Raw genomic sequence first — 25,076 nt, 5'->3', positions numbered from 1 at the left:
CGCGTCGCTAGACTATCATCGCAGCGGAGCGTTAGCGCTTGGCAGAATTGACAAACCTGATACCATTCTCGCCATGAGCACAGCTACGACAATTTTAGCGCTTGATGGGGTGTTCGATACTGGGCTTGCGGCGTTTCAGGACACCTTAGCGACGGCGCGCGACTTGGCGCCCCCCGCCTTGCGTGAAAGTTTGAACTCGTCGGTTTCCAGCATTCGTCGCGCAACACATACAGCGCACGGCCTCGCAATCCCTACGGTTCGGGCCGACGCCCTCCCGACTCCCGGCTTTGTCTTCGTGCCGGCATTGGGAGCGAAGACGGAGGAAGGCATTGCCGACGCCCTTGCTCATCCCGATGTAAAGCGAGCTGTCGAACTATTGCGAACCTGGCAGGCAAATGGTGCGACTATCGCTGCTGCTTGTACGGGGACATTCGTCCTCGCCGAGACGGGATTGTTAGACAAACAAGAGGCCGCCACCAGTTGGTGGCTCGCACCTTTCTTTAGAGCCCGGTATCCCAGCGTTGCACTCGATGACAGCCGTGCGCTGGTGGGTAACGACAGGGTCGTTACCGCAGGCGCGGTGCTTGCACATTTCGATTTGGCGCTCTGGTTCGTTCGTCAGCGGAGCCCCGAACTGGCCGACACCGTCGCTCGCTACCTAATGCTCGATCCTCGCTCGCCTCAAGCCACCTATGCCATCCCGGATCATTTGCGCCACGCCGACCACCTGGTGATGCTCTTCGAGAAGTGGGCGCGTGAAAACCTCGATACGGGCTTTTCCTTGGAGCAGGCCGCGGCCTTTGTCGGGACAAGTGAACGAACTCTGTCCCGCAGAATCAATATGGTGCTGGGCCGCTCTCCATTGTCTTATTTCCAGAGCCTGCGCGTTGAACGAGCGGCTTATCTCCTGAGGACGACCAAATTGGGAATGGATGAGATCGCAGCCCGCATCGGCTATGATAATGCAGCCACTCTCCGCACTCTGCTACGTCGTAAGACTGGCCGCACCGCCTCAGAAATTCGCCGGACGAACCATTTAGGGGTGCAGGATTAGAGCCGTGCCCGAGCGGTTTGGGACGGCTGGAGGGTCGGGACGTTGAGGGGTGAAGGAGGATGGCGATGCCTTCACCTTTGTCCGTCGATTTACGCGAGCGTGTCGTGTCGGCCGTAGCCGCGGTCGCGTCCTGTCATCAGGCTGCAGCCCGGTTTGGGGTCAGCGTTTCCAGCGCCAGCCGCTGGTCGGATCGGTTTCGCCAGGAGGGACAGCTTGCGCCCAAGCCGTCGGGCGGCGATCATGCCTCGCACCGGATCGAGGCGCAGGCCGACCTGATCCTGACGATCTATGAGGCGCGGCCGGCGATCTTTCTGCGCGAACTGCGTGACGCTTTGACCGAGCGCGGCCTGCAGACCAGCACGAGCAGCCTATCCCGCTTCTTCGCCCGGCGTGGCATCACCCGTAAAAAGGGGCGATCCACGCCGCCGAGCAGGCGCGCGAGGACGTAAGGGCAGCCCGCGAGGCTTGGTTCGAGAACCAGGACGGGGCCTGTCAGGAATTTCGTGTGCGGCGAGGCGGTTGACCATCAGGCCGTCATGGCCCTGATGAAGCGTTCGCCGAAGAGAACGGCAAATTGAGCCTTCGCCATGTTCCACTCTCGCGGCGGCATTTTCCACTCTTTTTCCGATCGGTTCAAGATCAGATAGAGCAGCTTGGTGGCCGCCTCGTCATTGGGGAAATGGCCCCGCGCACGAACAGCGCGACGAAGCTTGGAGTTCAAGGCCTCGATGGCATTGGTGGTGTAGACGATCCGCCTGACTTCGTCGGGGAAGGCGAAAAATGGGATGATCTCGGGCCATGCCCGACGCCAGCTCTGGCCGATGGCAGGATAGCGCTGGCCCCAGAAGCTCGCTTCGAAGGCCGTCAGTGCTTCCTCGGCGGCCGCGGCATCGATAGCACGGTAGATGGCCTTCAGGGCCGTTCCGAGCGCCTTACGGTCTTTCCACGCCACGAAATCCATCGAGTTGCGCAGCAGATGGACGATGCATGTTTGAACCATCGCTTCGGGGAAGACGGCGGTGATGGCGTCGGGAAAACCCTTCAGGCCATCGACAACGGCCAGCATGATATCCTCGACACCGCGGTTGCGCAGTTCGTTCATGACGCGCAGCCAGAACTTGGCGCCTTCATTCTGCTCCAGCCACAAACCAAGGACCACCTTGGTGCCGTCGGCCATGACGCCCAGGGCAATATGGATCGCCTTGTTGCGGACCATCCCCTCGTCACGGATCTTGACCCGGATCGCATCGAAGAAAACCAGCGGATAGGCTGAGTCCAGCGGGCGTTGTTGCCAGGCCGTGACCTCCTCCAGCACAGCGTCCGTGATCGTGCTGATCAGGTCGGGTGAGACCTCGATGCCGTACAGTTCGCGCAGATGCCCGGTGATCTCACGGGTACTCATGCCGCGCGCGTACATCGAGATGATCTTGTCATCAAAACCGGGGAAACGGCGCTGATATTTTGCGATCAGCTGCGGATCGAAACTGCCCGCCCGATCACGCGGCACCTCGATCTCGATCCGTCCCCCGTCGGTCGTCACCGTCTTGCGGCCGTAGCCGTTCCGGCTGTTGGTCCCTTGCTCCTCCTGGCCAAGATGGTGATCCATCTCCGCATTGAGCGCCCGTTCGGCAAATGCCTTCTTCAATGTATCGAGCAGGCCGCCCTGGCTGAGCGCTGCTGCTGCGTCAGTGCCGGCCAGCAGTTGGTCGAGAATGTCGTTGGGTATCGAGGGGTCTTTGCGTCGTGACATACTGGGTCTCCTTGTTGCCCATTATGCCTCGCCGCACACGAAATTCCTGACAGGCCCCCAGGACGGCCTCGATCCCGACAGGCTGGTTTTCCTCGACGAGACTGCCGCGGCCACCAACATGGCATGCCGCTACGGTCGGGCTCCGCGAGGCGAGCGCTGCCGGCTGGCTGTCCCGCACGGGCACTACAAGACCACCACGATCACTGCCGCCCTGCGCAGGGATGGCCTGTGCGCCACTTCCCTGTTCGACGGCGCCACCAACGGCGCACGCTTCCGGGCCTACGTCGCCGACACGCTTGTGCCCGCGCTCAAGCCCGGTGACACCGTCATCCTCGACAACCTGCAGGCCCACAAGGTGGCAGGTGTGCGTGAGACCATCGAGGACGCCGGGGCGAGGCTGCTCTACCTCCCGCCCTACAGCCCGGACTTCAATCCCATCGAGCAGATCTTCGCCAAGCAGAAGGCTCTGCTCCGGACAGCGGCGGCCCGCACCGTCCCTGATCTGTGGCACGCCATCCGGCAGGCTTTGGCTCGCTTCACGGCAGATGAGTGCCGCAACTCCCTTGCTGCCGCCGGCTACGATACCGACTTGGCCGTCGCTACGTGACCGGGCACGGCTCTAAGTGCGGGAGGACACGGGCAAGAAAATGAGCCTGAAATTGTCATTTAAGATAAGTACGCAGAATCTTCATTACGCCCTCCACGCCGTCATCGTGATCGCCACCTGTGCCTCCGACGGCCCGATCTGCGCCCGCACCGAATGTTTCCCTTAGATGACTCTGCATCACTTCTGCCATCAGTCCATTTGTCGCACCACGCATGGCGACAATTTGCTGCAGCAGGGGAGCGCAATCGGCCCCCGCTTCGATCGCGCGTTCCAGAGCGTCCGCCTGACCCTTGATACGCCGCAAGCGTGTGATGGCTCGCTTCTTGTCCTCTGATGAATGTGGCATCGCGTTTTCCCGAGAAATCGCTGAAGCATACTATACAGGGGGGGAGTTTCAATCCTGCACGGAGCCGGGCGTTTTTCCAATCGGGCGAGGTTCCGGTCATGCTCTCAAGCCTGCGCCACGAGCAGCCCTGGCATGGGCGCCGAGGGTCCGATCCTCCGTTGGGGAAGGGGGGAGTGATCGCTCACCCCCCCCCGGTATGCCGGTCAGACCGTAACGACGACCTTGCCGATCTGGTCGTTCGATTCGAGGAAGCGGTGAGCGTCCTGGATGGCGTCGAGCGGGAAAGTGCGCGCGATCCGCGGCTTGAGCGCGCCCGATTCCAGACCCGCCACGATGAACGCCTTGGCGCGATCGAGGGCGGCATCGTCCGAGACGATCTCGCTGTAGAGATACCCCTTGAGCGTGAGGCTCTTGCCCAGCACGGAGAACAACGGGAACGGCGTCGGTTCGCCGCTGAGCGCGCCATATTGGAGCAGGATGCCGCCGCGTGCCATGCTCTCGGTCAGCGGCTCGAACGACGGGCCTCCGACCGGATCGAGCACCACGCGCGCACCCTGACCATCGGTTATCTCCATCACCCTCGCTACCAGATCCTCTTCCCCGGTCGCGACGACATGATGTGCACCGGCATCGATCAGGGCCTGGCGCTTGGCGCCGGTACGCGTCGTCGCGATTACCGTCGCGCCGACCATCCGCGCAATCTGGAAGGCAGCAAGGCCGACGCTGCTGGAGGCAGCAGTGACGATGACGAAATCGCACTCGCCGAGTTTCGCCTGCTCCACCAGCGCACCCCAGGCGGTGACATACTGCATCCACACGGCCGCCGCTTCCTCGAACGACAGCGTCGCCGGATGCTTGACGACGAGGCGGGCGGGCACGTTGGCGACCTCGCCATAAGTGCCCCAGCGCGCGATATCGAGCGGGGGGATGACGCTGACGACTTCGCCTTCCGCAAACCCGGTCACGTCCGCGCCGACCGTAACGACAGTGCCGGCAGCCTCATAGCCAAGGCGGCTCGGGAACTCGGCTTCCTGAAGGTAGGCATGGTTGCGGAACATCACCTCGGCGCGGTTTATGCCTATTGCCTTCACCGCGATCTGCACTTCGTCAGCCGCGGGCGCGGGGACGGCCACATCTTCAATCCTGAGGACGCTGGCGTCGCCATATTCGTGGATACGGACGATGCGGCTCATTGGAGATTCCTTGATTATTGAATGATCGTTCTGTAAGGGAGAAGACCGCCCGTTTCAAGATATTATTTATCGATCGTTCCATATCGTGCACCAGAGATGACAGAGACGAAAGCCCGTCGCCGCGCAGGTCGCCCTCGTGTGTTCGACGCTGACGCTGCGCTCGACAAGGCGGTGCGGCTGTTCTGGCAGCGCGGCTACGAGGCGACATCGATGGCCGATCTGGTGGCGGAGACTGGCGTCGCCGCTGCCAGTCTCTATGCAGCGTTTGACAACAAGGCGGGGCTGTTTGCGGCGGTGATCGAGCGCTACGCCGCGACGTTCAGCGTCCACCTCTATGCACCCATCAACGATCCGGCGTTGTCCACCTACGAGGCCGTCAAAGGCCTGCTGGAACGAGCGGCGTCATCATTCTCGGAACCTGGAACGCCGGCCGGCTGCTTCATGTATTCGGCAGCGGCAGCCGTGTCGCCGGCTTCCGCCGCCATCGAATGCCTGCTGCGCGACAAGCGCATCGCGGCGGAGGCCCTCCTGATCGAGCGTCTGCAACGCGGCGCCGCGCAGGGCGAGCTTGCGGCCAACACCGATCCGGCCGTGCTAGGCAAATTCATCAATACGGTCATGGAAGGCATGTCCGTTCAGGCGCGCGACGGCGCTACGATCAACGAACTGCTCTCCATCGTCAAAATGGCACTCGATCGATGGCCGGCCGCGATATGATCGTTACATGGTGGTCATCTGCCAATCCGCCTCCCGCGACCGAACAGTCGAACTCATCTCATTGGACGAAAGTACATGAAACACGTGACATTGCCCGGCGGGGAAGTGGTTCCTTGAATGGGTCAAGGCACCTGGAAGATGGGTGAACGTGCTGAGCGGCGATCCGATGAGATCGCCGCGCTACGCGCCGGTGTCGAGCTAGGCATGACGCTCATCGATACCGCTGAAATGTATGGCGATGGTGCGGCGGAAACGCTGATCTGCGAAGCGCTCGGCGATCGTCGCGACCAGTTGTTCCTCGTCAGCAAGGCGTATCCACAGAACGCATCGCGCTCCCGCCTTGCCGGTGCGTGCGAGGCGAGCCTGAAGCGGCTCGGCACCGATCGGCTGGACCTCTATCTTCTCCATTGGCGGGGATCGGTGCCGCTCGCTGAGACGATAGAGGCAATGGAGGCGCTGAAATCGGCAGGAAAGATTCGGCATTGGGGTGTCAGCAACCTCGATACCGACGATATGGACGAGCTTGTCGCTGCCGGCGGGGATGGCTGCGTGACCGATCAGATCCTCTATAATCTGGTCCGGCGAGGCCCCGAATTGGACCTGCTGCCGTGGCTCGCCGAGCATAACATACCGGTTATGGCGTATAGTCCAGTCGAGCAGGGACGACTTTCTGCCCACCCCGCTCTCGACAAAGTTGCAGCCGAGGTTGGCGCAACCCCTGTGCAGGTCGCACTTTCGTGGACGTTGCGGCAAGATGGTCTCATCGCCATCCCGAAAGCGAGTTCGATTGCACATGTGCGGGAGAACCGCGCGGCCGCAGATATCGTGCTCTCCGACGCCGACATTGCAACACTCGATGCGGAATTTCCCAGGCCACGCGACCGCCGTCCACTCGAGATGCTTTAGCGTCAGATGACGATATTATCGCTCGAAGGAACAGAACGCAAACCGGATCGGCGGTAGGCGCTCAGCGGTGCGGTGATCGGACCGTGTCGACACCGCTATCGAGCGGGTGCTGCGCGACTGACGGTTCGAGAACCAGGCCTATCGCGCCCCTGGCCCCAATCTGCTCTTAGCCTCCACGAATAACCGTCTGACCGTTCTTACCGTCTATGGGGCGTATCCGAGCTGGCAGGGCATCCAGCCAAGGGCGTCATTCTTGTCCATCGGGCGCTCTGGATCGAAGCTCGGGCGGCCTAGCTGTCAGCACGACACCGCGCTGCCTGAGTTTCCGAGCGGCCATCCCAGCGTGCGCCGCTGGCGGGAAGGTGAGCCGATTACTCGCTCAAGCTCAGTTCGACAGAGCGCAGGCCATGAACCGTTCACTGCACTGCAGCGCCGAATTAGCGCTCTGCTACCTAGAGAGCTGCTTAGCAAAAAAATGCTCTCAATAGCCCGATCTCGCAAGCTCAGTATCTGATTTACGAAAAAGGGAAATGTGGTGGACGCACTAGGGCTCGAACCTAGGACCCGCTGATTAAGAGTCAGCTGCTTGACGGCAGCTTTAGCCGATTTCTCCCCAAAAGAGGACGGTCAACAATCGGCCCACTTTCTGCCGATCTGTGATGCCAGTCAGGCAAACGATGTATGTCGGCTCCAGACAGGAGCTGCCATCCGATCTATCAATTTGGAACGGCAGCACTGTCCCAGACCCAGTCATAAGCGGACTGACTGCTCATCGAGGCGCCATTTCCCCAATTGAACGACGTAAATGGGCGCTTAGCTGCCATGTAATCGTAGAGAAAGGTTTAGCTTTCCGGTGGTCTGCGGCTCGTAATTCACTGACCGGAGTGCCGAAGCGAAGCTGCGATATCCGAGATTGACCGGAACAAGGTAAGGGGATCATCCTTAGAGGGCAGAAATCCCCATCTGCGCCAAAAGGCTGACGCCTCGTCGTCTACTGCGTTCACCACCAACGCACGACCACCAATCAGCAGCGACGCCGCCACGCAACGTTGCAAGGCGTGTTTCAGCAGAGCAGTGCCAACGCCTTTGCCAGCCCAGCTCTGATCGGTGGCGAGTTGACCCAACAGGAGGCATGGCACGGGATCAGGCGGCTGGCCAGTACGGATCGAACGGGGTAACTGAGCAGGGACGATCGCCGTAGGCGCGAGGCCGTAATAGCCTACGACATGGCCGTTTTCATGGACAACCATGACCGCCGTGAAACCTTTTTCCTGATTGCCGAGCGCACGCGTCTGCAACCAACGGTCGAGAGAGGGTTTGCCACAGGAGAAATTTGATACGTCATGTGCTGTAGACAGTGGCTCCGGACTGGAGATCGACAATGATTATTCTCCAGCAGGTGAGTGACCGGCTTCCCACGGTGCGGCTCGGCGGAACAGATCCATCATTTCAGGAACAGGCGCGCCGGGGCCGGATACCGCAGCCATAAACGCTTCGAATCCTTCGGCGCTCATGCGGATTGGGGTGGTTTCCATCAACACATCCTCGGCCGCGCGGACGGCTGCATCGCGCACGAATTCCGTGCGCGAGCGGCCGCGCAGTCGTGCAGCACGATCAATGATAGCAATATCGGCATCCGGTAGCCTCATCGACAGCGGATGTTCCTTGCGTGGGGTTGGTTGCGGCATTCTTCACCTCCACCAACAAGATCGCATACTGTATTGTAAATTGCAATACGAGTTGAATGGCGCCCACAGGCGTAGTTGCGGTCGGAACCTCGCCTTGAGCGTGCTGGATCGGGTGTAACCGATGTAACGCTCTCGAACTGACCTGATCCACCCTTCGTCCCACTCGTGCTGCCGTGATGGCCCGCGAGTCGGAGCCAAGTCATGACCCCAACCAAGCTGCTTGTCGGACAGATTTTCGTCGTTTTCGCGATCGTTCTCATGGGCCTATGGGCAGCAACCCAATGGGCCGCTGCCATGCTGGGCTATCAGGCGCAGCTCGGTGCACCATGGACGATCGCGTTGGGCATCCCGGTCTATCGCCCATGGCAGTTGTTTGGCTGGTGGTATCATTACGAAGCTTATGCACCGGAAGTCTTCGACAGGGCTGGTGCATTGGCCGGGACCAGCGGCTTTCTTGGATGCGCTTCTGCCATTGCCGGATCGCTGTGGCGCGCGCGCCAGAACCGCCACGTTACCACCTATGGCTCGTCACGCTGGGCATCGCGGCGCGAGATCGCCAAAGTGGGCCTGCTTCACGATGCCGGCGTGTTCCTCGGCCGCATCGGCTCCGACTATCTACGTCATGACGGGCCTGAGCATATCATGGCCTTTGCGCCGACCCGCTCGGGCAAGGGCGTCGGCCTCGTCGTGCCGACTCTCCTGTCCTGGGCCGGCAGTGTCGTCATTCACGACATCAAGGGCGAGAACTGGACGCTGACCGCCGGCTGGCGCGCCTGTTTTTCGCATTGTCTGCTGTTCAACCCGACCGATCCGCGCTCAGCGCGATACAATCCGCTGCTGGAGGTCCGCAAGGGCCCGGACGAGGTCCGCGACGTCCAGAATATCGCCGATATACTGGTGGATCCCGAGGGAGCGCTTGAACGCCGCTCGCACTGGGAGAAAACCAGCCATTCGCTACTGGTCGGCGCTATCCTCCATGTCCTCTACTCCGAAGAGGAGAAAACGCTCGCGCGAGTGGCGACATTTCTCTCCGACCCGCAACGCAGCTTCGCCCACACCCTGCGCCGCATGATGGCTACCAACCATCTGGGAACGTCAAAACATCCCCAGGTCCATCCCGTCGTGGCCAGCGCTGCGCGCGAAGTGCTCAATAAAAGCGAGAATGAGCGATCGGGCGTGCTCTCCACGGCCATGTCGTTCCTTGGCCTCTATCGCGATCCTACCGTTGCGCGCACGACTTCAGCCTGCGACTGGCGCATCGCCGATCTCGTCGACGCCAAGGCGCCGGTGTCGCTCTACCTCGTCATCCCGCCATCGGACATCTCACGCACCAAGCCGCTGGTCCGCTTGGTTCTGAACCAAATTGGACGCCGCCTGACCGAGCGGCTGGAAGGCGATCCGCGCAAGAGCCGCAAGCACCAACTGATGATGATGCTCGACGAGTTTCCCGCACTGGGCCGGCTCGACTTTTTCGAGACCGCGCTCGCCTTCATGGCCGGCTACGGCATCCGCGCCTATCTCATCGCGCAGAGCCTGAACCAGATCAGCAAGGCCTATGGCGAGAATAACGCCATTCTCGACAACTGCCATGTCCGCATCGCCTTTAGCTCGAACGACGAACGCACGGCCAAACGGATCAGCGATGCGCTCGGCACCGCAACCGAACTGCGCGCGCAGAGAAACTATGCTGGCCATCGTCTCGCGCCCTGGCTCAGCCATGTCATGGTGTCGCGGCAGGAGACCGCCCGTCCGCTACTGACGCCCGGCGAGGTCATGCAACTGCCGCCGTCCGAGGAACTGGTGATGGTCTCAGGGCTGGCGCCGATCCGGGCAAAGAAGCTGCGCTACTATGAGGATCGCAATTTCACTGCGCGTGTGATGCCGCCGCCAGTGCTTGGCGAAGGATCCTATAAGGACCGGCCAGAGTGGCGCGCCGACGACTGGGGCAGTGAAGTGCGCCGTCCCCATGATGCCCTAGCCGCTGCATCCACGGACGATGCCGATGCTTTCGCGGAGGCAGAGGGCGGTCTTCAGCAGGAACGTCATCCCGGTCTCGCCGAGGAGCAGGCACCGGCCCCGGCTGAGACGGAGCGGGATGCCCCCCCCGGCACCGACGACGAAAGCGACGAGGTCGCCGACCGACGCGCCATGGACCGTCTGCGCAATCTGAACCCGGTCCAGCGTGCCTATGGCATCAACGAGAGCACGGATCGCGGCGACGATCTGCTGCCGAACTTCTGACGGGGAGAACGGCAGTGAAGCCACGCCATCATCTCTATCTCGACGAGGAGCTGACCGCTCGTCTCGACATGCTGGCATCGACGCCCGGCACGTCGAAGTCCGCGATCATTTCTGACGCTCTGCGCGAATATCTCAATCGCCGCGCCACCCGCGAAGTCGATGACCTGCTCAAGCACCGACTCGACCGGATCAGCAATCAACTGGGGCGGATCGAGCGTGACGCGACGGTCCTTCTCGAAACCCTGTCGTTGTTCGTCCGCTATCAGCTGACTGTCACCGCGCCACTGCCCGAGGCGGACAAGGCTGCACAGGCGATCGGGCGCGAGCGCTTCCGCCGTTTCGTCGATCAGGTGGGCCGGCAACTGGCGACCAGCCGATCGATCGACACTCCGCCTCGCGATGGTGAGCCGTCATGAGCCGCGCGCTTGGGGTACAGTCACGCGACCGTCGCAGCGCCATGCTGCGCACCGCCATGGGGCCGGCTATCGCCGCCGCGCTGGCCGATCCGCTTGTCACCGAGATCATGGTCAATCCGGATGGCATGGTGCGTCTCGACCGCCTCGGCCAAGGTCGCATTGAGACCAGGGCCCGGCTGGAGGCCGCCGAGGCAGAGCGGATCGTGCGTCTCGTCGCCAGCCATGTACGCGCAGAGGTCCATGCCGATGCGCCGATCATCAGTGCGGAACTGCCAATCCATGAAGACGGCTCGGGCGGCGAACGCTTCGAAGGTTTGCTCCCGCCGGTAGCGTCGGCACCTTGCTTCGCCATCCGCAAGCCGGCTGCCCGCATCCACCGCCTCGATGACTATGTTGCAGACGGCATTATGTCTGCCAAGGTCGCCGTGGCGCTCGCCAATGCCGTCGTCGCCCGCCGTAATATACTTGTCGCGGGGGGCACATCGTCGGGTAAGACCACGCTGGCGAACGCGCTGCTGGCCGAGATGGCTAACCTCGACGAGCGGGTGATCCTGATCGAGGACACGCGCGAGCTGCAATGCGCGGCGCCTGATACAGTGGCACTGCGAACTAAGCCCGGCGCCGTGACGATGGCCGATCTCGTCCGCTCGACCCTGCGGTTGAGACCCGATCGCATCATCGTTGGCGAGGTCCGGGGCGGCGAAGCCCTCGACATGCTCAAGGCCTGGAACACCGGCCATCCCGGCGGCATCGCCACCGTCCATGCCAACAGCGCGCGATCCGCGCTCTACCGCATCGAACAACTGGTGGCGGAAAGCGTCGTCACCGTGCCGCGCCGCCTGATCGCCGAAGCAATCGACATGGTGGTGTTTATCTCCGGCCGGGGCACCGGCCGCAGGATCGAGACCGTTGCCGAGGTCGGCGGGCTCGATGCGGGCGGCGATTACGCCGTCACCGACCTCGCCATCCCCCACAGCCTAGGAGACTGATCCATGTACGCATCACGTCCGTTCGTCCCCGCGCGCCTGTCGCGCGCCACGCTCATCGCCGCAGCCCTGCTGCTGCCCGTCACTGCCATGGCATCCGGCTCGGGCATGCCGTGGGAGGAACCGCTTCAGCAGATTCTGGAGTCGGTCCAGGGGCCGGTCGCCAAGATCGTCGCGGTGATCGTCATCATCGCCACCGGCCTGGCGCTGGCGTTCGGTGAGACCTCCGGCGGTTTCCGCAAGCTGATCCAGATCGTCTTCGGGCTCTCGATCGCCTTTGCTGCCTCCAGCTTCTTCCTCTCCTTCTTCAGCTTCGGCGGCGGGGCGCTGGTCTGATGGCGGGGCCTGGTTCCATCGCCGGCGGCAGGCATAGCGGCAACGGGCATATCGAGGGCTTCGAGGTGCCGCTGCATCGCTCGCTGACCGAGGCGATCCTGCTCGGCGGCGCGCCGCGCGGGATCGCGATCCTCAACGGCACGCTCGCCACCGCGATGGGGCTGGGCCTCCAGCAGTGGATCGCAGGTCTGCTGCTCTGGCTCGCCGGGCACAGCCTGGCCGTCTTCGCAGCCAAGCGCGATCCCGATTTCGCGCCCGTGCTCGCCCGCCATCTCCGGCAGAAGGCCTATCTCTCATGCTGAACCTCAAGGAATATCGCGGCACGGCCGACCGGCTGGCCGACCATCTGCCATGGGCAGCGCTGGTGGCGCCGGGCGTCGTACTCAACAAGGACGGAAGCTTTCAGCGCACGCTGCGCTTTCGTGGCCCTGATCTTGAAAGCGCGCCCGAGGCCGAACTGCTCTCGGTCTGCGCCCGTGCGAACAATGCGCTGCGGCGCCTCGGATCGGGCTGGGCCTTTTTCTTCGATGCCGAACGGATCGAAGCCATGGATTATCCCGACAGCCCGTTTCCCGATGCCGCCTCATGGCTGATCGATGAGGAGCGGCGCGGCCATTTCGACGGCCGCAAGGGGCAGCATTTCGAGAGCCGAACCCATCTTACGCTCTGCTACCTGCCGCCCGCCGATCAGGTCAGCCGTGCCGAGCGTGCGTTGCTGGAACGCGATGCGCCCCGGCAGGACCGCGACTGGCGCACGGAACTGCGAGCCTTCATCGCCGAAACCAACCGGGTGCAGGACCTGCTCTCCGGCTTCATGGCGGAGGTTCGAGCGCTCGACGATAGCGAGACGCTGACCTTCCTGCACAGCTGCATCTCGCCCCGCCGCCATGTAGTCGCTGTGCCCGATACACCGATGTATCTGGACGGCCTGCTGGTCGATACGTCATTGTCTGGCGGGATCGAACCGATGCTGGGCGACCGGCATCTGCGCACTGTCACCGTGCTGGGATTTCCCAACGCGACCCGGCCCGGCATTCTCGACGCCCTCAACCATCAGGACTTTGCCTATCGCTGGGCGACCCGGTTCATTGCGCTCGACAAGACGGCAGCGACCAAGGCGCTGACGAAGATCCGCCGCCAGTGGTTCAACAAGCGCAAGTCCATCGCCCAGCTGATGCGCGAGGTGATGATGAACGAGCCGGTGCCGCTCACCGACAGCGATGCGGACAACAAGGTGGTCGATGCCGATCTCGCGCTTCAGGCGCTTGGCGGCGACCATGTCGCTTTCGGCTATTACACGGCGACTATCACCGTGAGCGATGCCGATCGGGCACGGGCCGAGGAGAAAGTCCGCATCGTCGAGCGGATCGTCAATGGTCTGGGCTTCACCTGCATCCTCGAGAGCGTCAATGCGGTCGAAGCCTGGCTCGGATCGCTGCCGGGCCATGTCTATGCCAATGTCCGGCAGCCGCTGGTTCATACGCTGAACCTCGCGCACCTGATGCCGCTGTCGTCGGTCTGGGCTGGCCCGGCATGCAACCGGCACCTCGGCGGACCGCCACTGCTTTATGCCGAGACCAGCGGTTCGACGCCGTTCCGCCTGTCCACTCATGTCGGCGATGTCGGTCATATGCTGATCGTCGGCCCGACCGGCGCGGGCAAGTCGGTGCTGCTGGCGTTGCACGCGCTCCAGTTCCGCCGTTACCCCGGTGCCCAAGTCTATGTCTTCGACAAGGGTCTGTCCGCCCGCGCGGTGGTGCTGGCGATGGGCGGCGAGCATCATGCCTTAGGAAGCGGCGGCGAAACGGGGGATGCGCTGGAATTCCAACCCATGCGCAATATCGACCACGATGCCGAGCGCACATGGGCGGCGAAATGGATCGCGGCGCTGCTCACCACCGAGCGCTTGGAAGTGACGCCCGAGATCAAGGAGGCGCTCTGGTCGGCGCTTACAAATCTCGCCGGCGCCCCGCCCGAACAGCGCACGCTGACCGGCCTCAGCCTTCTTCTCCAGTCCAATGCGCTGAAGGCGGCGCTCATGCCCTACACATTGGAAGGGCCGTTCGGTCGCCTGCTCGATGCGGCCGAGAATGGGCTGGCGCTGGGTGATATGCAGTGCTTCGAGACTGAGGCGCTGATGCATAGTGCGGGTGCGGTCGCTCCGGTGCTGACCTATCTTTTCCACCGGCTGGAAGAGCGGTTCGACGGGCGGCCGACCCTACTTGTGCTCGACGAGGCTTGGGTCTTCCTCGACAATCCGCTTTTCGCGGCGCGTATCCGCGAATGGTTGAAGGTTCTGCGCAAACGCAATGTCAGCGTGATCTTCGCGACCCAGAGCCTTGCCGACATTGCCGACAGCAGCATCGCGCCCGCCATCATCGAGAGCTGCCCCCAGCGCATCTTCCTCGCCAACGATCGGGCCGTCGAACCGCAGAGCCGCGCCGCCTATGAGCGTTTCGGTCTCAACGAGCGGCAGATCGAGCTGATCGCCCGCGCGACACCCAAGCGGCATTATTATCTGCAATCGCGCGCCGGGAACCGCCTGTTCGAACTGGCGCTGGGGCCGATCGCCCTTGCGCTGTGCGGTGCCTCCGATCCCGACAGCCAGAACCTGATCGACCGGCTGCTCGATGAGCATGGGCGCGATGGTTTCACCGCTGCCTTCCTGCGCGCCCGTGGGCTCGACTGGGCAGCCGCTTTGCTCGCCGGCTTCGATGCCGTGCCTGCTGCCGATGCCAACTCCCTCACGACCGCTTCTCACCCCCAGCAAACGGAGCTTGATCTATGAAATCGCGTCTTCTCGCCGCCCTGATGGCCGCCACCGCCACGGTGACTGCCGCAATCGTGCCTGTTACGCCGGCCCATGCGCTGCTGGTGTTCGATTCCTCCAACTACGCGCAGAACGTCCTGACCGCCGCGCGCACGCTTCAGCAGATCAATAACCAGATTCAGGCGCTTCAGAATCAGGCGACGATGCTGACCAATATGGGCAAGCATCTCCAGCGGCTCGACTTCTCTTCCCTGAGCGAGATCAGCCGCTCGATGCTGCGGATCGGCACGCTGATGAATCAGGCCGAGGGCATCGCATTCGACCTTGCCTCCACCGACGATGCGCTGCGCAAGCAATTCCCCGCTGCATTCGACACGGCGCTCTCGACCAACGAGATCATCGCGCAGGCGCGTGCCCGCTATCAGGCATCGATGCAGGGCTACCGCCAGACCATGCGGGTGCAGTCGCAGGTGGTGGAGAATATCCAATCCGACGCCACGCTGCTGACCGAACTGGTCAGTCAGAGCCAGTCGGCCACTGGCAGCCTTCAGGTCGGGCAGGCGACCAACCAGCTGATCGCGCTCTCCACCCGACAGCAGCTTCAGATCCAGCAGATGATGGCGGCGCAATACCGCGCCGATGCACTGGAGCGTGCCCGCGAACAGCAGGCGATGGAGGCTGCGCGCGAGCAGAGCCGCCGCTTCATCGGCACCTCCAGCCTTTACACCCGCCGCTAGGAGCACAGGCGATGGACCCCGACATCGGCGGGCTCGACCTCAATATTGTCGACGCCTTTCTCGACACTTTCCTCACCTATATCGACAGCGGCTTTGGCTTGCTGTCCGGTGACGTCGCCTTCCTGACCACGGTGCTGATCGGCATCGATGTCACGCTCGCTGCGCTGTGGTGGGCGATGGATAATGGTCAGGACGTGCTCGGGCGACTGGTCAAGAAAGTCCTCTATGTCGGGGCCTTCGCTTACATCCTCGGCAATTTCTCGCGGCTTGCCGACATCGTTTATCGCAGTTTTTCGGGGCTGGGCATCACGGCGGGCGGCGGTGGCCTTTCCGCTGATGATCTCCTTCATCCCGGCAGGATCGCTGGCACCGGGTTTACGGCTGCCTATCCACTGATTGCCAAGGTCAACGACCTGATGGGCTTTCCCGAATTCTTCGGCAATTTTCTCGCCATTGCGGTGCTGCTGATCTGCTGGCTGCTGGTGGTGCTGGCCTTCTTCATCCTCGCCATCCAGCTCTTCGTCACCATCGTCGAGTTCAAGCTGACGGCCCTTGCAGGCTTTGTGCTCGTGCCGTTCGCACTCTGGAACAAGACCAGTTTCCTCGCCGAGCGGGTGCTGGGCAATGTCGTCTCGTCAGGCATCAAAGTAATGGTGCTCGCCGTCATCATCGGCATCGGCACCAATTATTTCGACCAGATGACGAACCTTGTCGGGGATGATCCCGGCATCGCCGAAGCGCTCACCTTGCTGATGGGCGCGCTGACGCTATTCGGTCTTGGCATCTTCGGCCCCGGCATTGCCTCCGGTCTCGTATCCGGCGCGCCGCAACTTGGTGCGGGTGCCGCCATAGGTACAGCAGCAGGCGCTGCGATCATGACTGGCGGTGCCGCCTTGCTCGGCGCACGCGGCGCGATGGCGGCGGCAAGCGGCGGCATGGGCGCGATCCGCGCGGGTACGGCCATGGGTTCGGCGGCCTCGACCGCCTACAAGCTGGGGCAGGAGACCTCGGGCAGCACAAGCATCGGCGCAGGCCTTGGTGGTATCGCGACCGCAGCAGGCGGTGCGGCATCGCAGGCGGTAAAGGTGGGTGCCGCGCGTATTGCCGCCCCCGTGCAGGCCGGCGCCGTCGCAGGGCAGCAGGCCGCGTGGAATGCTGGACGGACATCGCCGGTTCCTGCCGCGCCCTCCGCTAACACCGCACCGTCCGATCCGGCACCGGCCTGGGCGCAGAGCCTCCGGTCCCAGCAGACCGCCCGGCACCACCGGCACATGGCGATGCAAGCCGTGAAGGACGGCGATCGTCCCGGCGGCTCCGCCAATCCCGACCTCAGCGAAAAGGAGTGAAATGCCATGATCTTCAAGCGATCCATCCAGCGCTACGGGCAGACGCCCGCGCCGGAAACTCCGTGGCAGCGCGCCGGACAGCTATGGGATGAACGCATCGGCTCCGCTCGCGTGCAGGCGCGCAACTGGCGGCTCGTCGCCTTCTCCAGCCTGGGCCTCACCGGCATCCTGATCGCCTCCAATGTCTGGCAGTCGATGCAGAGCCGGGTCGCGCCCTATGTCGTGGAGGTAGATCGGCTCGGCGAAGCCCGCAGCGTTGCTCCGGCGATTCAGAACTACCGGCCGACCGATGGCCAGATCGCTTGGCATCTGGGCCGATTCATTTCCAACGTCCGCTCGGTCTCGACCGATCCGGTGCTAGTGAAGCGCAATTGGCTCGATGCCTATGATTTCGCCACCGACCGGGCGGCGATCTTCCTCAATGACTATGCGCGATCCAATGACCCGTTCGCCGGAATCGGCCAGCGCAGCGTATCGGTGCAGGTGACGAGCGTGGTCCGGGCATCGGACAGCAGCTTCCAGGTCAAATGGACCGAGAGCATTTTCGAGCGCGGCAGCCTTTCCAAGACCGAGCGCTGGACGGCCATGCTGACCATCATCATGCAGCCGCCCAAGACCGCCGACGCATTGCGCAAGAACCCGCTCGGCCTGTTCATCAACGCCATCGACTGGGCGCGCGAACTGGACGGCCAGCCATCCAATCAAGCGCGGCAGGCTGGTCGCGCTCAGGTGCCGACGGACAATCTGCCGACCGCCGACGATGCAACACTTCCAACCGAGCCGACGGCTATTCCTATGCCGACAGTCGCCCCGGCACCAGTCTCCACCACCGATGAGAAGGGAGGTCGCCCATGATCCGTTTGTCCCTGCTGCCGCTTCCGTTTCTGGCCCTTGGCGCTTGCGCCGGTGCGACGCCGCCTCCGGCCATCGCGCTCGATGCTGCACGATTCCAGCCTGCCACCCGTGAAGCAGAATTGCCCAGGCCGGTAGAGATTGTCACCGTTCCGCAGCCGCTGCCCTTGCCGGGACAGATGCTGCCCCCGCCGTCCGCGACGAAGGAGACCGGCGTGCCGACCGCTCGGGTGGAGGCCGCAAACCGAGCGGCAACGCGCGAGCCGTCGAGCGCGGGCTATATCAACGCGATGCAGGTCTATCCCTGGACGGACGGCGCGCTCTATCGTCTCTATGCCGCGCCGGAGCGGGTCAGCGATGTCGCGCTTCAGCCCGGCGAAAAGCTGCTGGCCGTCTCGGCGGGCGATACAGTGCGCTGGGTCATCGGTGACACCACCAGCGGCTCGGGTGACGATGCCCGTGTGCATGTCTTGGTGAAGCCCTTTGCCTCTGGGCTTGTCACCAACATGGTCATCGCCACCGACCGGCGCGCCTATCATCTGGCGCTGGAAAGCACCGACCGCACCGCGATGGCAGCGATCAGCTGGACCTATCCGCGGGATCGGCTCCTGGCCTTGCAGCGCCAGAACCAGATTGCCGAGCAGGCCAAACCGGTCGCTTCCGACATCGCGCTGGCCGACCTGCGCTTTGCCTACGCTATCACGGGCGACAATCCACCGTGGCGCCCGATCCGGGCGTGGGACGACGGTCGCAAGGTCTATATCGAGTTCCCGGCCCGGCTCGATCAGGGTGAGGCCCCACCGTTGTTCGTTATTGGTCCGCGTGGCGGCAGCCAGCTTGTCAATTATCGCGTCAGCGGCAATCACTATATCGTCGATCGTCTCTTCAGCGCTGCCGAACTGCGCCTTGGCGAAAAGCCGCAGCAGGTCGTCCGCATCAGCCGGACGGATGCTGGGGTCGAGGGGACGCGAAAGTGAGCGCGGGCGAAAACTCTCCCGCCAACGGCGCACAGGCGGACGATGTCGTTGCCGTGGGGCCGGAGACGGCGGCGCCGCCGCAGAAGGTCGCACCAGAGGGGCTGGTGCTGCGTGCCAGTCCCCGCCGCGTCGTCCGTTTCCGGCGCGGCGTCATCATCGGCGGCGCCGCGTTCGGTTCGCTGGCGATTGCCGGTGTGACCTGGATGGCGCTCGGGTCGAAGACGCTGCACACCGTCGAGGCGGGCAGCGAGAAGGCCGTCAGCGACCGTGGCACGCCGGCCGACGTCGTTGCCGATCTGCCCGGTGATTATAGCAAGGTCAAAGTTGATACGCCGGTGCTGGGGCCACCCCTGCCGGGCGATCTCGGCCGCCCGATCCTTGAGCATCAGCGTGGGCTCGAAAGGCAAGGCGATGGTTCCGCCGCTGGGCACATCGCGCCGACTGCTGCCGAGCAGGCGGCCGAAGTCGAACGCCAGCGGATCGCATCGCAGGCGCATCAGGCCCGCGAGGCCGGCGTGATGGTGCAATCATCGGCGCGGGGCGTAACCAGTTCCGGCGCGAACGCTGGCGGAACTGCCGTTGCAGGGCAATCAGCGGCGACCGGCGAGGCCGGGCGTCTGGCTCTCGACCCCGAGGAGGATCAGAACAATCAGCAGCGCAAGATCGACTTCATGGCGCAGCAGGCGACCGGGGGAACGGCCAGCACGTACCGGCTCGAAAGCCCGGCATCGCCCTATCAGCTGATGGCGGGAAGCATCATTGCCGCCAGTCTTGTCACCGGGCTGAACTCGGACCTGCCCGGCATGGTGGTCGCACAGGTGACGGAGCCGGTGTTCGACACGGTAACGGGCAGAACCTTGCTGATCCCGCAAGGCTCGCGCCTCATCGGCAGCTATGACAGCGTCGTCGCGTTTGGTCAGAAACGAGCGCTGCTCGTATGGCAGCGTATCCTCCTGCCCGACGGCAGCTCGATCCAGATCGACAATCTGCCCGCGACCGATACGGCCGGCTATGCGGGCCTTGCCGACAAGGTTGATTTGCACAGCTGGCAACTTCTGAAAGGAGTGGCGCTATCGACCCTATTGGGCGTCGGCACGCAGCTCTCGCTCGGCAGTGACGAAAGCGATCTCGTCCGCGCGCTCCGCCAGTCCACACAGCAATCGGCCAATCAGGCTGGTCAGCAGATCGTCTCAAAGAACTTCAACATCCAGCCCACGATCACGGTCCGCCCCGGCTGGCCGCTGCGCATCGTCGTCCACAAGGACATCACCCTACGGCCATGGACCGGCACCCGCTGAAAGGAGGAAACCATGCTCAAACTGGCAAAACTGCCCGATCGCACTCCGATCAAGATCACGCTGACTGTCACCCCCGACCTGGCGCGGGCGCTTGGCGATTACACCATCATCTATAATCGCAGCTATGGCGACAAGGCCGAGATGGCGGACCTCCTACCGGCCATGCTGGACGCATTTCTTGCCAGCGACCGGGCGTTCGCCAAGGCGCGCAAGGACGGGGAGGGAGGGCCATGAGGCGATACATCGTGATCGGCCGGCTAAAGCATAGCCGCCAAGGTGGTTGGGAAGGCGAAATCAACACCCTTACCATTCGGCGACAGATCCGTTTGGTGCCGAACGATGATCGTGGAAGCTGTAATGCGCCGGTTTTCCGCATCATGCTGGGATGGCAGCACATCGGGGAAGCATGGGAAAACGAGACCCGCAAGCAGCCCTTGCGAACATATCTGCGCCTTCGAATCGAGGATCCGCTTTGTCCGCTTGATGCCTTCCTCTTTCCAGATGCGGAAGCCGACTGCGCAAGCCTGATCATGGATTGTGGCAGGAACGCGCCATCCAGCCATCCGACCTGGGAGGATCTAGATGGTTGAAGCTGAGCAAGTTCCGGAGCGATTGCTGAGACTGGATGAGGTAACGCGGCGCGTCGGCTTAGGAAAGTCGATGATTTATCGCCTGATCTCGGAACGGCGCTTCCCTCCGCCCTACAAAATCTCACCCTTTGCCTCTCGCTGGAGCGAACGTGAGATAGTCGGCTGGATCGCGGATGTAAAAGACGGGTTTGAAGGCAAAAAGCGATCGATCTGAAATTTTTAGTTCGGAGCCTTGCCTCGCTCAAGACCGAAAAGCGCCCATTCCGGTCGCTAATCTGAATGGGAGCCTTTCCCGAAAACCGCCATTCTAGCATGCCTCGGCAGCATGAAGGGTGGGCATCATGCCCACCCTTCTCGTATCAAGCCACGAGGTGCTGTTTGAAGAACGCGGTCAGTTTATCGAATGGAATGATGTCCACCTGGTCGTAAAGGTCGGTGTGCGTGGCGCCCGGAATGATCATCAATTCCTTGGGCTCTGCTGCCGCCGCATAGGCCGTCTCGCTGAAGTAGCGCGAATGGGCGTTTTCGCCGTGCACGAGCAAGACCGGCCGGGGCGATATTTCCGCGATGTAAGTGAGGATCGGCAGGTTCATGAACGACAGCGGCGTGGTGAGCGACCATGCGGCGTTCGAGTTGATCGCACGCGGATGGAAGCCGCGCTTGGTCTTGTAGTAGGCCGCATATTGCACGACGAACTCCGGCTCGCCGCCCTTCAGTTCCAGCGAGACCGGGCCGTAAGCAGGGCTGCCCTTCTCGGCGTCGGTCCAGCGCTGCCGGCTCATTTGTTCCAGCGCCTCGGTACGCTGTTGCGGGGTCGTACTGTCATTGTAGCCCTTCGACATGACCCGGGTCATGTCGTACATCGTGCTGGCGACGACGGCCTTGATCCGCTTATCAATTGCGGCGGTGCTGAGTGCCATGCCGCCCCAACCGCAGATGCCGATGACGCCGATCCGCTCGCGATCGATCTCCGGTCGCAGCCCGATGAAATCGACGGCCGCGCTGAAATCTTCCGTGTTGATGTCAGGCGATGCGACGTTACGCGGTTCACCGCCGCTCTCGCCGGTGTAGGAAGGGTCGAAGGCCAGGGTCGCGAAGCCGCGCGCAGCCATGGTCTGGGCATAGAGACCAGAGGACTGCTCCTTCACGGCACCGAAAGGCCCGCTGACCACGATTGCCGCGAGCTTGCCCGTCCCGCGCTCCCTGGGGAGGTACAGATCCGCGGCGAGAGTGATACCGTAGCGGTTCCTGAACGAGACCTTCTGGTGATCGACGGCTTTGCTGCGTGGGAACGTCTTGTCCCAATCCTGTGTCATACTTGGTGCCTTTGCTGAGGAAATGTCCGGGATCGAAAAAGTGCCGAGGGTGACAAGGCCGGCAGCGCCGGCATTCAGCACACCGCGGCGCTCGAATGAGAAGGATCGGTCGGTCATGGCGAGGCTCTCCCTGGTCAGGCGGGTTGTTCGGTGAAGCTCGGCGTGACGCCGATGCGTGATGTGACGATTGCCAGCAGCGAGGCGACCACGAGGAGACCGGCGGCGAGGCTGAATGGACCACGATAGCCCCAGGCGTCGAACAGCGTGCCGCCGACAATCGCGCCCAACATGACCGCAAGCTGGATGATCGCGACCATCAGCCCGCCGCCGGCCTCCGCCTCGTGCGGCATGGTTTTGCTGAGCCAGGTCCACCATCCGACCGGCGCGGCGGTTGCCAGCAGGCCCCAGAGGGTCAGCAGCAGACCGACGTTCAGCGGGGTGCCGTCGATTTCGACGAGCGTTGTGGCGATGACTGCCATTATGGCGGGAATGGTGATCAGCAGACTGTAGAGCTGCGACTTGAGCAGCCAGCCGATCACGATCGTGCCGACAAAGCCCGCAACGCCGAGCGCCAGCAACATGCCCGAGATCAGCGGTGCGTCGTCACCCGTCACCAGGTCCAGGAACGGGCGCAGATAGGTGAATAGGGTGAACTGGCCGAAGAAGAACAGCGACACCGCGACCATGCCAAAGGCGAACTTGCGATGCTTCAGCAGAGCGAATACGTCGCGCGCGCGGATTGTCGCCTTTTCAGTTGGCAAGGCGGGAAGGCTGCGCCACTGCCACAGCAAAGCGATGACGGCGAGCGGCACTACGCAGAAGAAGGCGCCGCGCCAGCCGATCAGGCCGCCGAGCAGGCTGCCGATCGGCGCGCCCAATGTGGTCGCTACCGCATTGCCGCCATTGAGCAGGGCCAGCGCCTTGGGGACTGACTCCTCGGGCACAAGGCGCATGACGATCGCCGCCGATATCGACCAGAAGCCGCCAATCGCGACGCCGAGCAGGGCGCGTCCTGCCATTAGTAACGGGGCATTGGGCGCGAGTGCGACCATCATTCCCGACACGACCATCAGCGCAGTAAAGAATAGCACGACGCGGCGCCGGTCCGACACGCCGATAATCGCCGAGATGAACAGGCTGGTGACAAGCGCGAAGAAGCCGGAGATGGAGATCGACTGTCCGGCATGCCCCTCGGTGATCGCGAGATCGCGCGCGATCGGGGTCAACAGGCTGACCGGCATGAATTCCGATGCAATCAATATCGTGGCGCACAGCGCCATTGCGATCACCGCTCCCCAGGCGGGCGCAGTTGTGGCTTTGCCGGATGCCGGCATGGACTACCTCATTCTTCTCTGATGAATTCCTTCTCCGCTATCTAGCTCGCGCGCCGATCCATTATTAGAGGTATAAGTCTTCTGATAATCAGTAGGGATTGTAATCAATGGCGCGGGACACGCTGAGTGACATCACCGCCTTCGTGGCAGTGGCGCGCGAGCGCGGCTTCACCAAGGCAGCCGGTAAGCTCGGCCTTTCCCAGTCCGCGATCAGCCAGATCGTCAAGAAGCTGGAGGATCGACTCGGCGTTCAGTTGCTGGTTCGCACGACCCGTAGCGTGGCCCCGACCGAGATCGGCGAGCGGCTGCTCCAGAAGGTGAGCCCCTATCTGGACGGGATCGAGGCGGAACTGGCCGCCGTCAACGAAATGCGGGACCGGCCCGCGGGTAAGATCCGTATCAGCGCATCGGACCACGCGATCAACGAGCTTCTACTGCCGAAGCTGTCCGATTTCATGAGGGACCATCCCGATGTGAAGGTCGAGATGATCACCGATTACGGTCTGATCGACATCATCAGCGAACGCTACGATGCCGGTGTGCGCTACGGTGAAACTCTGGCCAAGGACATGATCGCCGTGCGCATCGGGCCGGACGCACGCATGGTGGCGGTCGGATCGCCGGCCTATTTCCAGCGCTATGGTCGACCCAAAAGCCCGTCCGATCTGCAATCACACAATTGCATCGGATTGCGCCAATCCTCCGGTCGCCTCTACGCATGGGAATTGCAGCGGAAGGGCGAGGCGGAGATTAAGGTGCAGGTCAGCGGGCAGTTGATCTTCAACAACAGCTATTCCTGCCTCAGTGCAGCCGTGGAGGGACTTGGCCTCGCCTTCATCCCACAGGATCTGGCCGAAGCGGATCTACAGGCTGGAAGGCTCGAAATCGTGTTGGACGAATGGAGCCTGCCGTTCCCAGGCTTCTACCTTTACTACCCGACTGTCACCCAGCCATCGCCCGCCTTCTCGCTGCTGGTTGAGGCACTCCGATCAAAGCCCAAGGCACGATGACCTTGAACAGCTGAATGACTGGCATTTGTCGAGGTCAGCAGGGGAAGCAACGCGCCCGTTTCCGCCAGTGAGCCGCTCAATCGCCGCGCCTGGAAATGGACATTCGCTAACGGCCATCCTTAATCTAAACCAAGGCGAGGGAAGTTTCTTTTCACCCGCCGGTTCGGTGGCGACTGTCTAAGGAAATCCGATGTTCGCCGCCACGATCCTCGATTAAGTCAAAATTGCGAGCTGGAGAAAAGCGAACGTGAACGACACCACTGAACAGCGGGATGTAACTTTGGCTGGCCGTGACGGCCGCCTCCTGCTGATGAGCTGTCAGACATTCGTCAATGAGATCGTCATGGGCGACGCTTGCTTCGTTTGTGGCGCCTCGCCGAGGGACAAAATGTTCAACGACGAGCATATCATCCCCCGATGGATCCTCAAACGGTTTGGTCTGTTCGACAAGCAGATCACCTTGCCCAGTGGCGAACGTCGCCATTACCGGGGCTACCGAATCCCTTGTTGTGTTACCTGCAACAGTCTTCTGGGCGATACGGTGGAGGCACCGATATCCCAGCTTTTGGACGGGGACTACCAGGGGGCGTCACATAAAACGGGCAC

General features: G+C 62.7%; 26 protein-coding genes and 2 pseudogenes. 21 read left to right on the top strand and 7 right to left on the bottom strand.

From position 1 onward, the window contains the following. The first annotated feature begins 73 nt into the window (after window positions 1–73). Window positions 74–1,054 (top strand): GlxA family transcriptional regulator, encoded by a 981-nt coding sequence (locus B2V90_RS21225; protein ID WP_161735000.1) that lies wholly within the window; start codon window positions 74–76, stop codon window positions 1,052–1,054. Window positions 1,055–1,119: 65 nt separating this feature from the next. Continuing rightward, window positions 1,120–1,535: pseudogene (locus B2V90_RS21220) on the top strand (helix-turn-helix domain-containing protein); the annotation flags it as partial. A 45-nt stretch (window positions 1,536–1,580) separates the two neighbouring features. On the opposite strand, the gene B2V90_RS21215 reads toward B2V90_RS21220, so the two are convergent. After that, on the bottom strand, window positions 1,581–2,804 hold the full coding sequence (locus tag B2V90_RS21215) for an IS256 family transposase (protein WP_161735002.1): 1,224 nt from the start codon (window positions 2,802–2,804) through the stop codon (window positions 1,581–1,583). Between the two features lie 58 nt (window positions 2,805–2,862). Here B2V90_RS21215 and B2V90_RS21210 point away from each other — a divergent pair. After that, a pseudogene (locus B2V90_RS21210) lies at window positions 2,863–3,411 on the top strand (IS630 family transposase); the annotation flags it as partial. 55 nt (window positions 3,412–3,466) lie between these two features. On the opposite strand, the gene B2V90_RS21205 reads toward B2V90_RS21210, so the two are convergent. Together B2V90_RS21205 and B2V90_RS21200 are read right to left on the bottom strand one after the other, a co-directional pair. Then, window positions 3,467–3,757, bottom strand: a complete 291-nt coding sequence (locus tag B2V90_RS21205) for a metal/formaldehyde-sensitive transcriptional repressor (RefSeq protein ID WP_083274841.1) — start codon at window positions 3,755–3,757, stop codon at window positions 3,467–3,469. A gap of 203 nt (window positions 3,758–3,960) precedes the next feature. Next, window positions 3,961–4,950 carry a zinc-dependent alcohol dehydrogenase family protein gene (locus B2V90_RS21200; RefSeq protein WP_161735005.1) on the bottom strand — a complete coding sequence of 330 codons (990 nt, stop codon included), beginning with the start codon at window positions 4,948–4,950 and terminating at the stop codon, window positions 3,961–3,963. 96 nt (window positions 4,951–5,046) lie between these two features. On the opposite strand from B2V90_RS21200, the gene B2V90_RS21195 reads away from it, so the two are divergent. Both B2V90_RS21195 and B2V90_RS21190 read left to right on the top strand, forming a co-directional pair. After that, window positions 5,047–5,667 carry a TetR/AcrR family transcriptional regulator gene (locus tag B2V90_RS21195; RefSeq protein ID WP_161735009.1) on the top strand — a complete coding sequence of 207 codons (621 nt, stop codon included), beginning with the start codon at window positions 5,047–5,049 and terminating at the stop codon, window positions 5,665–5,667. 117 nt (window positions 5,668–5,784) lie between these two features. After that, the gene (locus B2V90_RS21190; RefSeq protein WP_161735012.1) at window positions 5,785–6,573 is read left to right on the top strand and encodes an aldo/keto reductase; all 789 of its coding nucleotides are present in this window, start codon (window positions 5,785–5,787) and stop codon (window positions 6,571–6,573) included. Window positions 6,574–7,445: 872 nt separating this feature from the next. On the opposite strand, the gene B2V90_RS21185 is transcribed toward B2V90_RS21190, so the two are convergent. After that, window positions 7,446–7,955, bottom strand: coding sequence for a GNAT family N-acetyltransferase (locus B2V90_RS21185; protein ID WP_161731109.1), 510 nt, complete (start codon window positions 7,953–7,955; stop codon window positions 7,446–7,448). A 3-nt stretch (window positions 7,956–7,958) separates the two neighbouring features. Next, entirely contained in the window at window positions 7,959–8,261 is a 303-nt protein-coding gene (locus tag B2V90_RS21180; protein ID WP_161731108.1) for a DUF1778 domain-containing protein, read from the bottom strand. A 201-nt stretch (window positions 8,262–8,462) separates the two neighbouring features. Between B2V90_RS21180 and B2V90_RS21175 the strand changes: the two genes are divergently transcribed. From B2V90_RS21175 to B2V90_RS21110, 14 genes are read left to right on the top strand one after another with little or no spacing between them, the layout of a single operon-like run. After that, window positions 8,463–10,502, top strand: coding sequence for a conjugal transfer protein TraG (locus B2V90_RS21175; protein WP_161731107.1), 2,040 nt, complete (start codon window positions 8,463–8,465; stop codon window positions 10,500–10,502). 14 nt (window positions 10,503–10,516) lie between these two features. Next, window positions 10,517–10,918: a CopG family transcriptional regulator gene (locus B2V90_RS21170; RefSeq protein WP_161731106.1), complete on the top strand. Its 402-nt coding sequence runs from the start codon at window positions 10,517–10,519 to the stop codon at window positions 10,916–10,918. Window positions 10,919–10,959: 41 nt separating this feature from the next. Further along, the gene (gene trbB, locus B2V90_RS21165; RefSeq protein WP_414711630.1) at window positions 10,960–11,907 is read left to right on the top strand and encodes a P-type conjugative transfer ATPase TrbB; all 948 of its coding nucleotides are present in this window, start codon (window positions 10,960–10,962) and stop codon (window positions 11,905–11,907) included. Between the two features lie 3 nt (window positions 11,908–11,910). Continuing rightward, window positions 11,911–12,240: a TrbC/VirB2 family protein gene (locus tag B2V90_RS21160; RefSeq protein ID WP_161731104.1), complete on the top strand. Its 330-nt coding sequence runs from the start codon at window positions 11,911–11,913 to the stop codon at window positions 12,238–12,240. Next, complete coding sequence (locus tag B2V90_RS21155; protein WP_161731103.1) at window positions 12,240–12,542, top strand: VirB3 family type IV secretion system protein; 303 nt, start codon at window positions 12,240–12,242, stop codon at window positions 12,540–12,542. Before B2V90_RS21160 ends, B2V90_RS21155 begins: the two co-directional genes overlap by 1 nt. Next, a complete protein-coding gene (trbE, locus tag B2V90_RS21150) occupies window positions 12,536–15,028 on the top strand; it encodes a conjugal transfer protein TrbE (RefSeq protein ID WP_293923043.1) in 2,493 nt (830 codons plus the stop codon). Before B2V90_RS21155 ends, trbE begins: the two co-directional genes overlap by 7 nt. Next, window positions 15,025–15,747, top strand: a complete 723-nt coding sequence (gene trbJ / locus B2V90_RS21145) for a P-type conjugative transfer protein TrbJ (RefSeq protein WP_228221675.1) — start codon at window positions 15,025–15,027, stop codon at window positions 15,745–15,747. The genes trbE and trbJ overlap by 4 nt, the downstream gene beginning before the upstream one ends. A gap of 11 nt (window positions 15,748–15,758) precedes the next feature. Then, a complete protein-coding gene (gene trbL, locus B2V90_RS21140) occupies window positions 15,759–17,093 on the top strand; it encodes a P-type conjugative transfer protein TrbL (RefSeq protein WP_161731100.1) in 1,335 nt (444 codons plus the stop codon). A 6-nt stretch (window positions 17,094–17,099) separates the two neighbouring features. Next, complete coding sequence (gene trbF, locus B2V90_RS21135) at window positions 17,100–17,948, top strand: conjugal transfer protein TrbF (RefSeq protein ID WP_161731099.1); 849 nt, start codon at window positions 17,100–17,102, stop codon at window positions 17,946–17,948. Then, window positions 17,945–18,922, top strand: a complete 978-nt coding sequence (gene trbG / locus B2V90_RS21130) for a P-type conjugative transfer protein TrbG (protein WP_161731098.1) — start codon at window positions 17,945–17,947, stop codon at window positions 18,920–18,922. The genes trbF and trbG overlap by 4 nt, the downstream gene beginning before the upstream one ends. Next, window positions 18,919–20,220, top strand: a complete 1,302-nt coding sequence (locus tag B2V90_RS21125; protein WP_323132794.1) for a TrbI/VirB10 family protein — start codon at window positions 18,919–18,921, stop codon at window positions 20,218–20,220. Before trbG ends, B2V90_RS21125 begins: the two co-directional genes overlap by 4 nt. 12 nt (window positions 20,221–20,232) lie before the next feature. Next, entirely contained in the window at window positions 20,233–20,454 is a 222-nt protein-coding gene (locus tag B2V90_RS21120; protein ID WP_150426914.1) for a DUF2274 domain-containing protein, read from the top strand. Continuing rightward, window positions 20,451–20,810, top strand: a complete 360-nt coding sequence (locus B2V90_RS21115; RefSeq protein ID WP_080726924.1) for a DUF736 domain-containing protein — start codon at window positions 20,451–20,453, stop codon at window positions 20,808–20,810. The genes B2V90_RS21120 and B2V90_RS21115 overlap by 4 nt, the downstream gene beginning before the upstream one ends. Next, complete coding sequence (locus B2V90_RS21110; RefSeq protein WP_037506343.1) at window positions 20,803–21,024, top strand: helix-turn-helix transcriptional regulator; 222 nt, start codon at window positions 20,803–20,805, stop codon at window positions 21,022–21,024. The genes B2V90_RS21115 and B2V90_RS21110 overlap by 8 nt, the downstream gene beginning before the upstream one ends. A gap of 145 nt (window positions 21,025–21,169) precedes the next feature. On the opposite strand, the gene B2V90_RS21105 is transcribed toward B2V90_RS21110, so the two are convergent. Next, window positions 21,170–22,243: an alpha/beta hydrolase gene (locus B2V90_RS21105; protein ID WP_161731097.1), complete on the bottom strand. Its 1,074-nt coding sequence runs from the start codon at window positions 22,241–22,243 to the stop codon at window positions 21,170–21,172. Between the two features lie 17 nt (window positions 22,244–22,260). Then, entirely contained in the window at window positions 22,261–23,460 is a 1,200-nt protein-coding gene (locus tag B2V90_RS21100) for an MFS transporter (protein ID WP_161731096.1), read from the bottom strand. A 107-nt stretch (window positions 23,461–23,567) separates the two neighbouring features. Here B2V90_RS21100 and B2V90_RS21095 point away from each other — a divergent pair, with 107 nt between their 5' ends. Together B2V90_RS21095 and B2V90_RS21090 are read left to right on the top strand one after the other, a co-directional pair. After that, on the top strand, window positions 23,568–24,470 hold the full coding sequence (locus tag B2V90_RS21095) for a LysR family transcriptional regulator (RefSeq protein ID WP_161731095.1): 903 nt from the start codon (window positions 23,568–23,570) through the stop codon (window positions 24,468–24,470). Between the two features lie 247 nt (window positions 24,471–24,717). Further along, the coding region (locus B2V90_RS21090) for a hypothetical protein (RefSeq protein WP_293923035.1) at window positions 24,718–25,076 on the top strand (359 nt) is incomplete at its 3' end.

Source organism: Sphingobium sp. UBA5915, from assembly GCF_002431195.1.
Taxonomy (GTDB): Bacteria; Pseudomonadota; Alphaproteobacteria; order Sphingomonadales; family Sphingomonadaceae; genus Sphingobium; species Sphingobium soli.
This window is presented reverse-complemented; position numbering and strand designations above follow the sequence as displayed.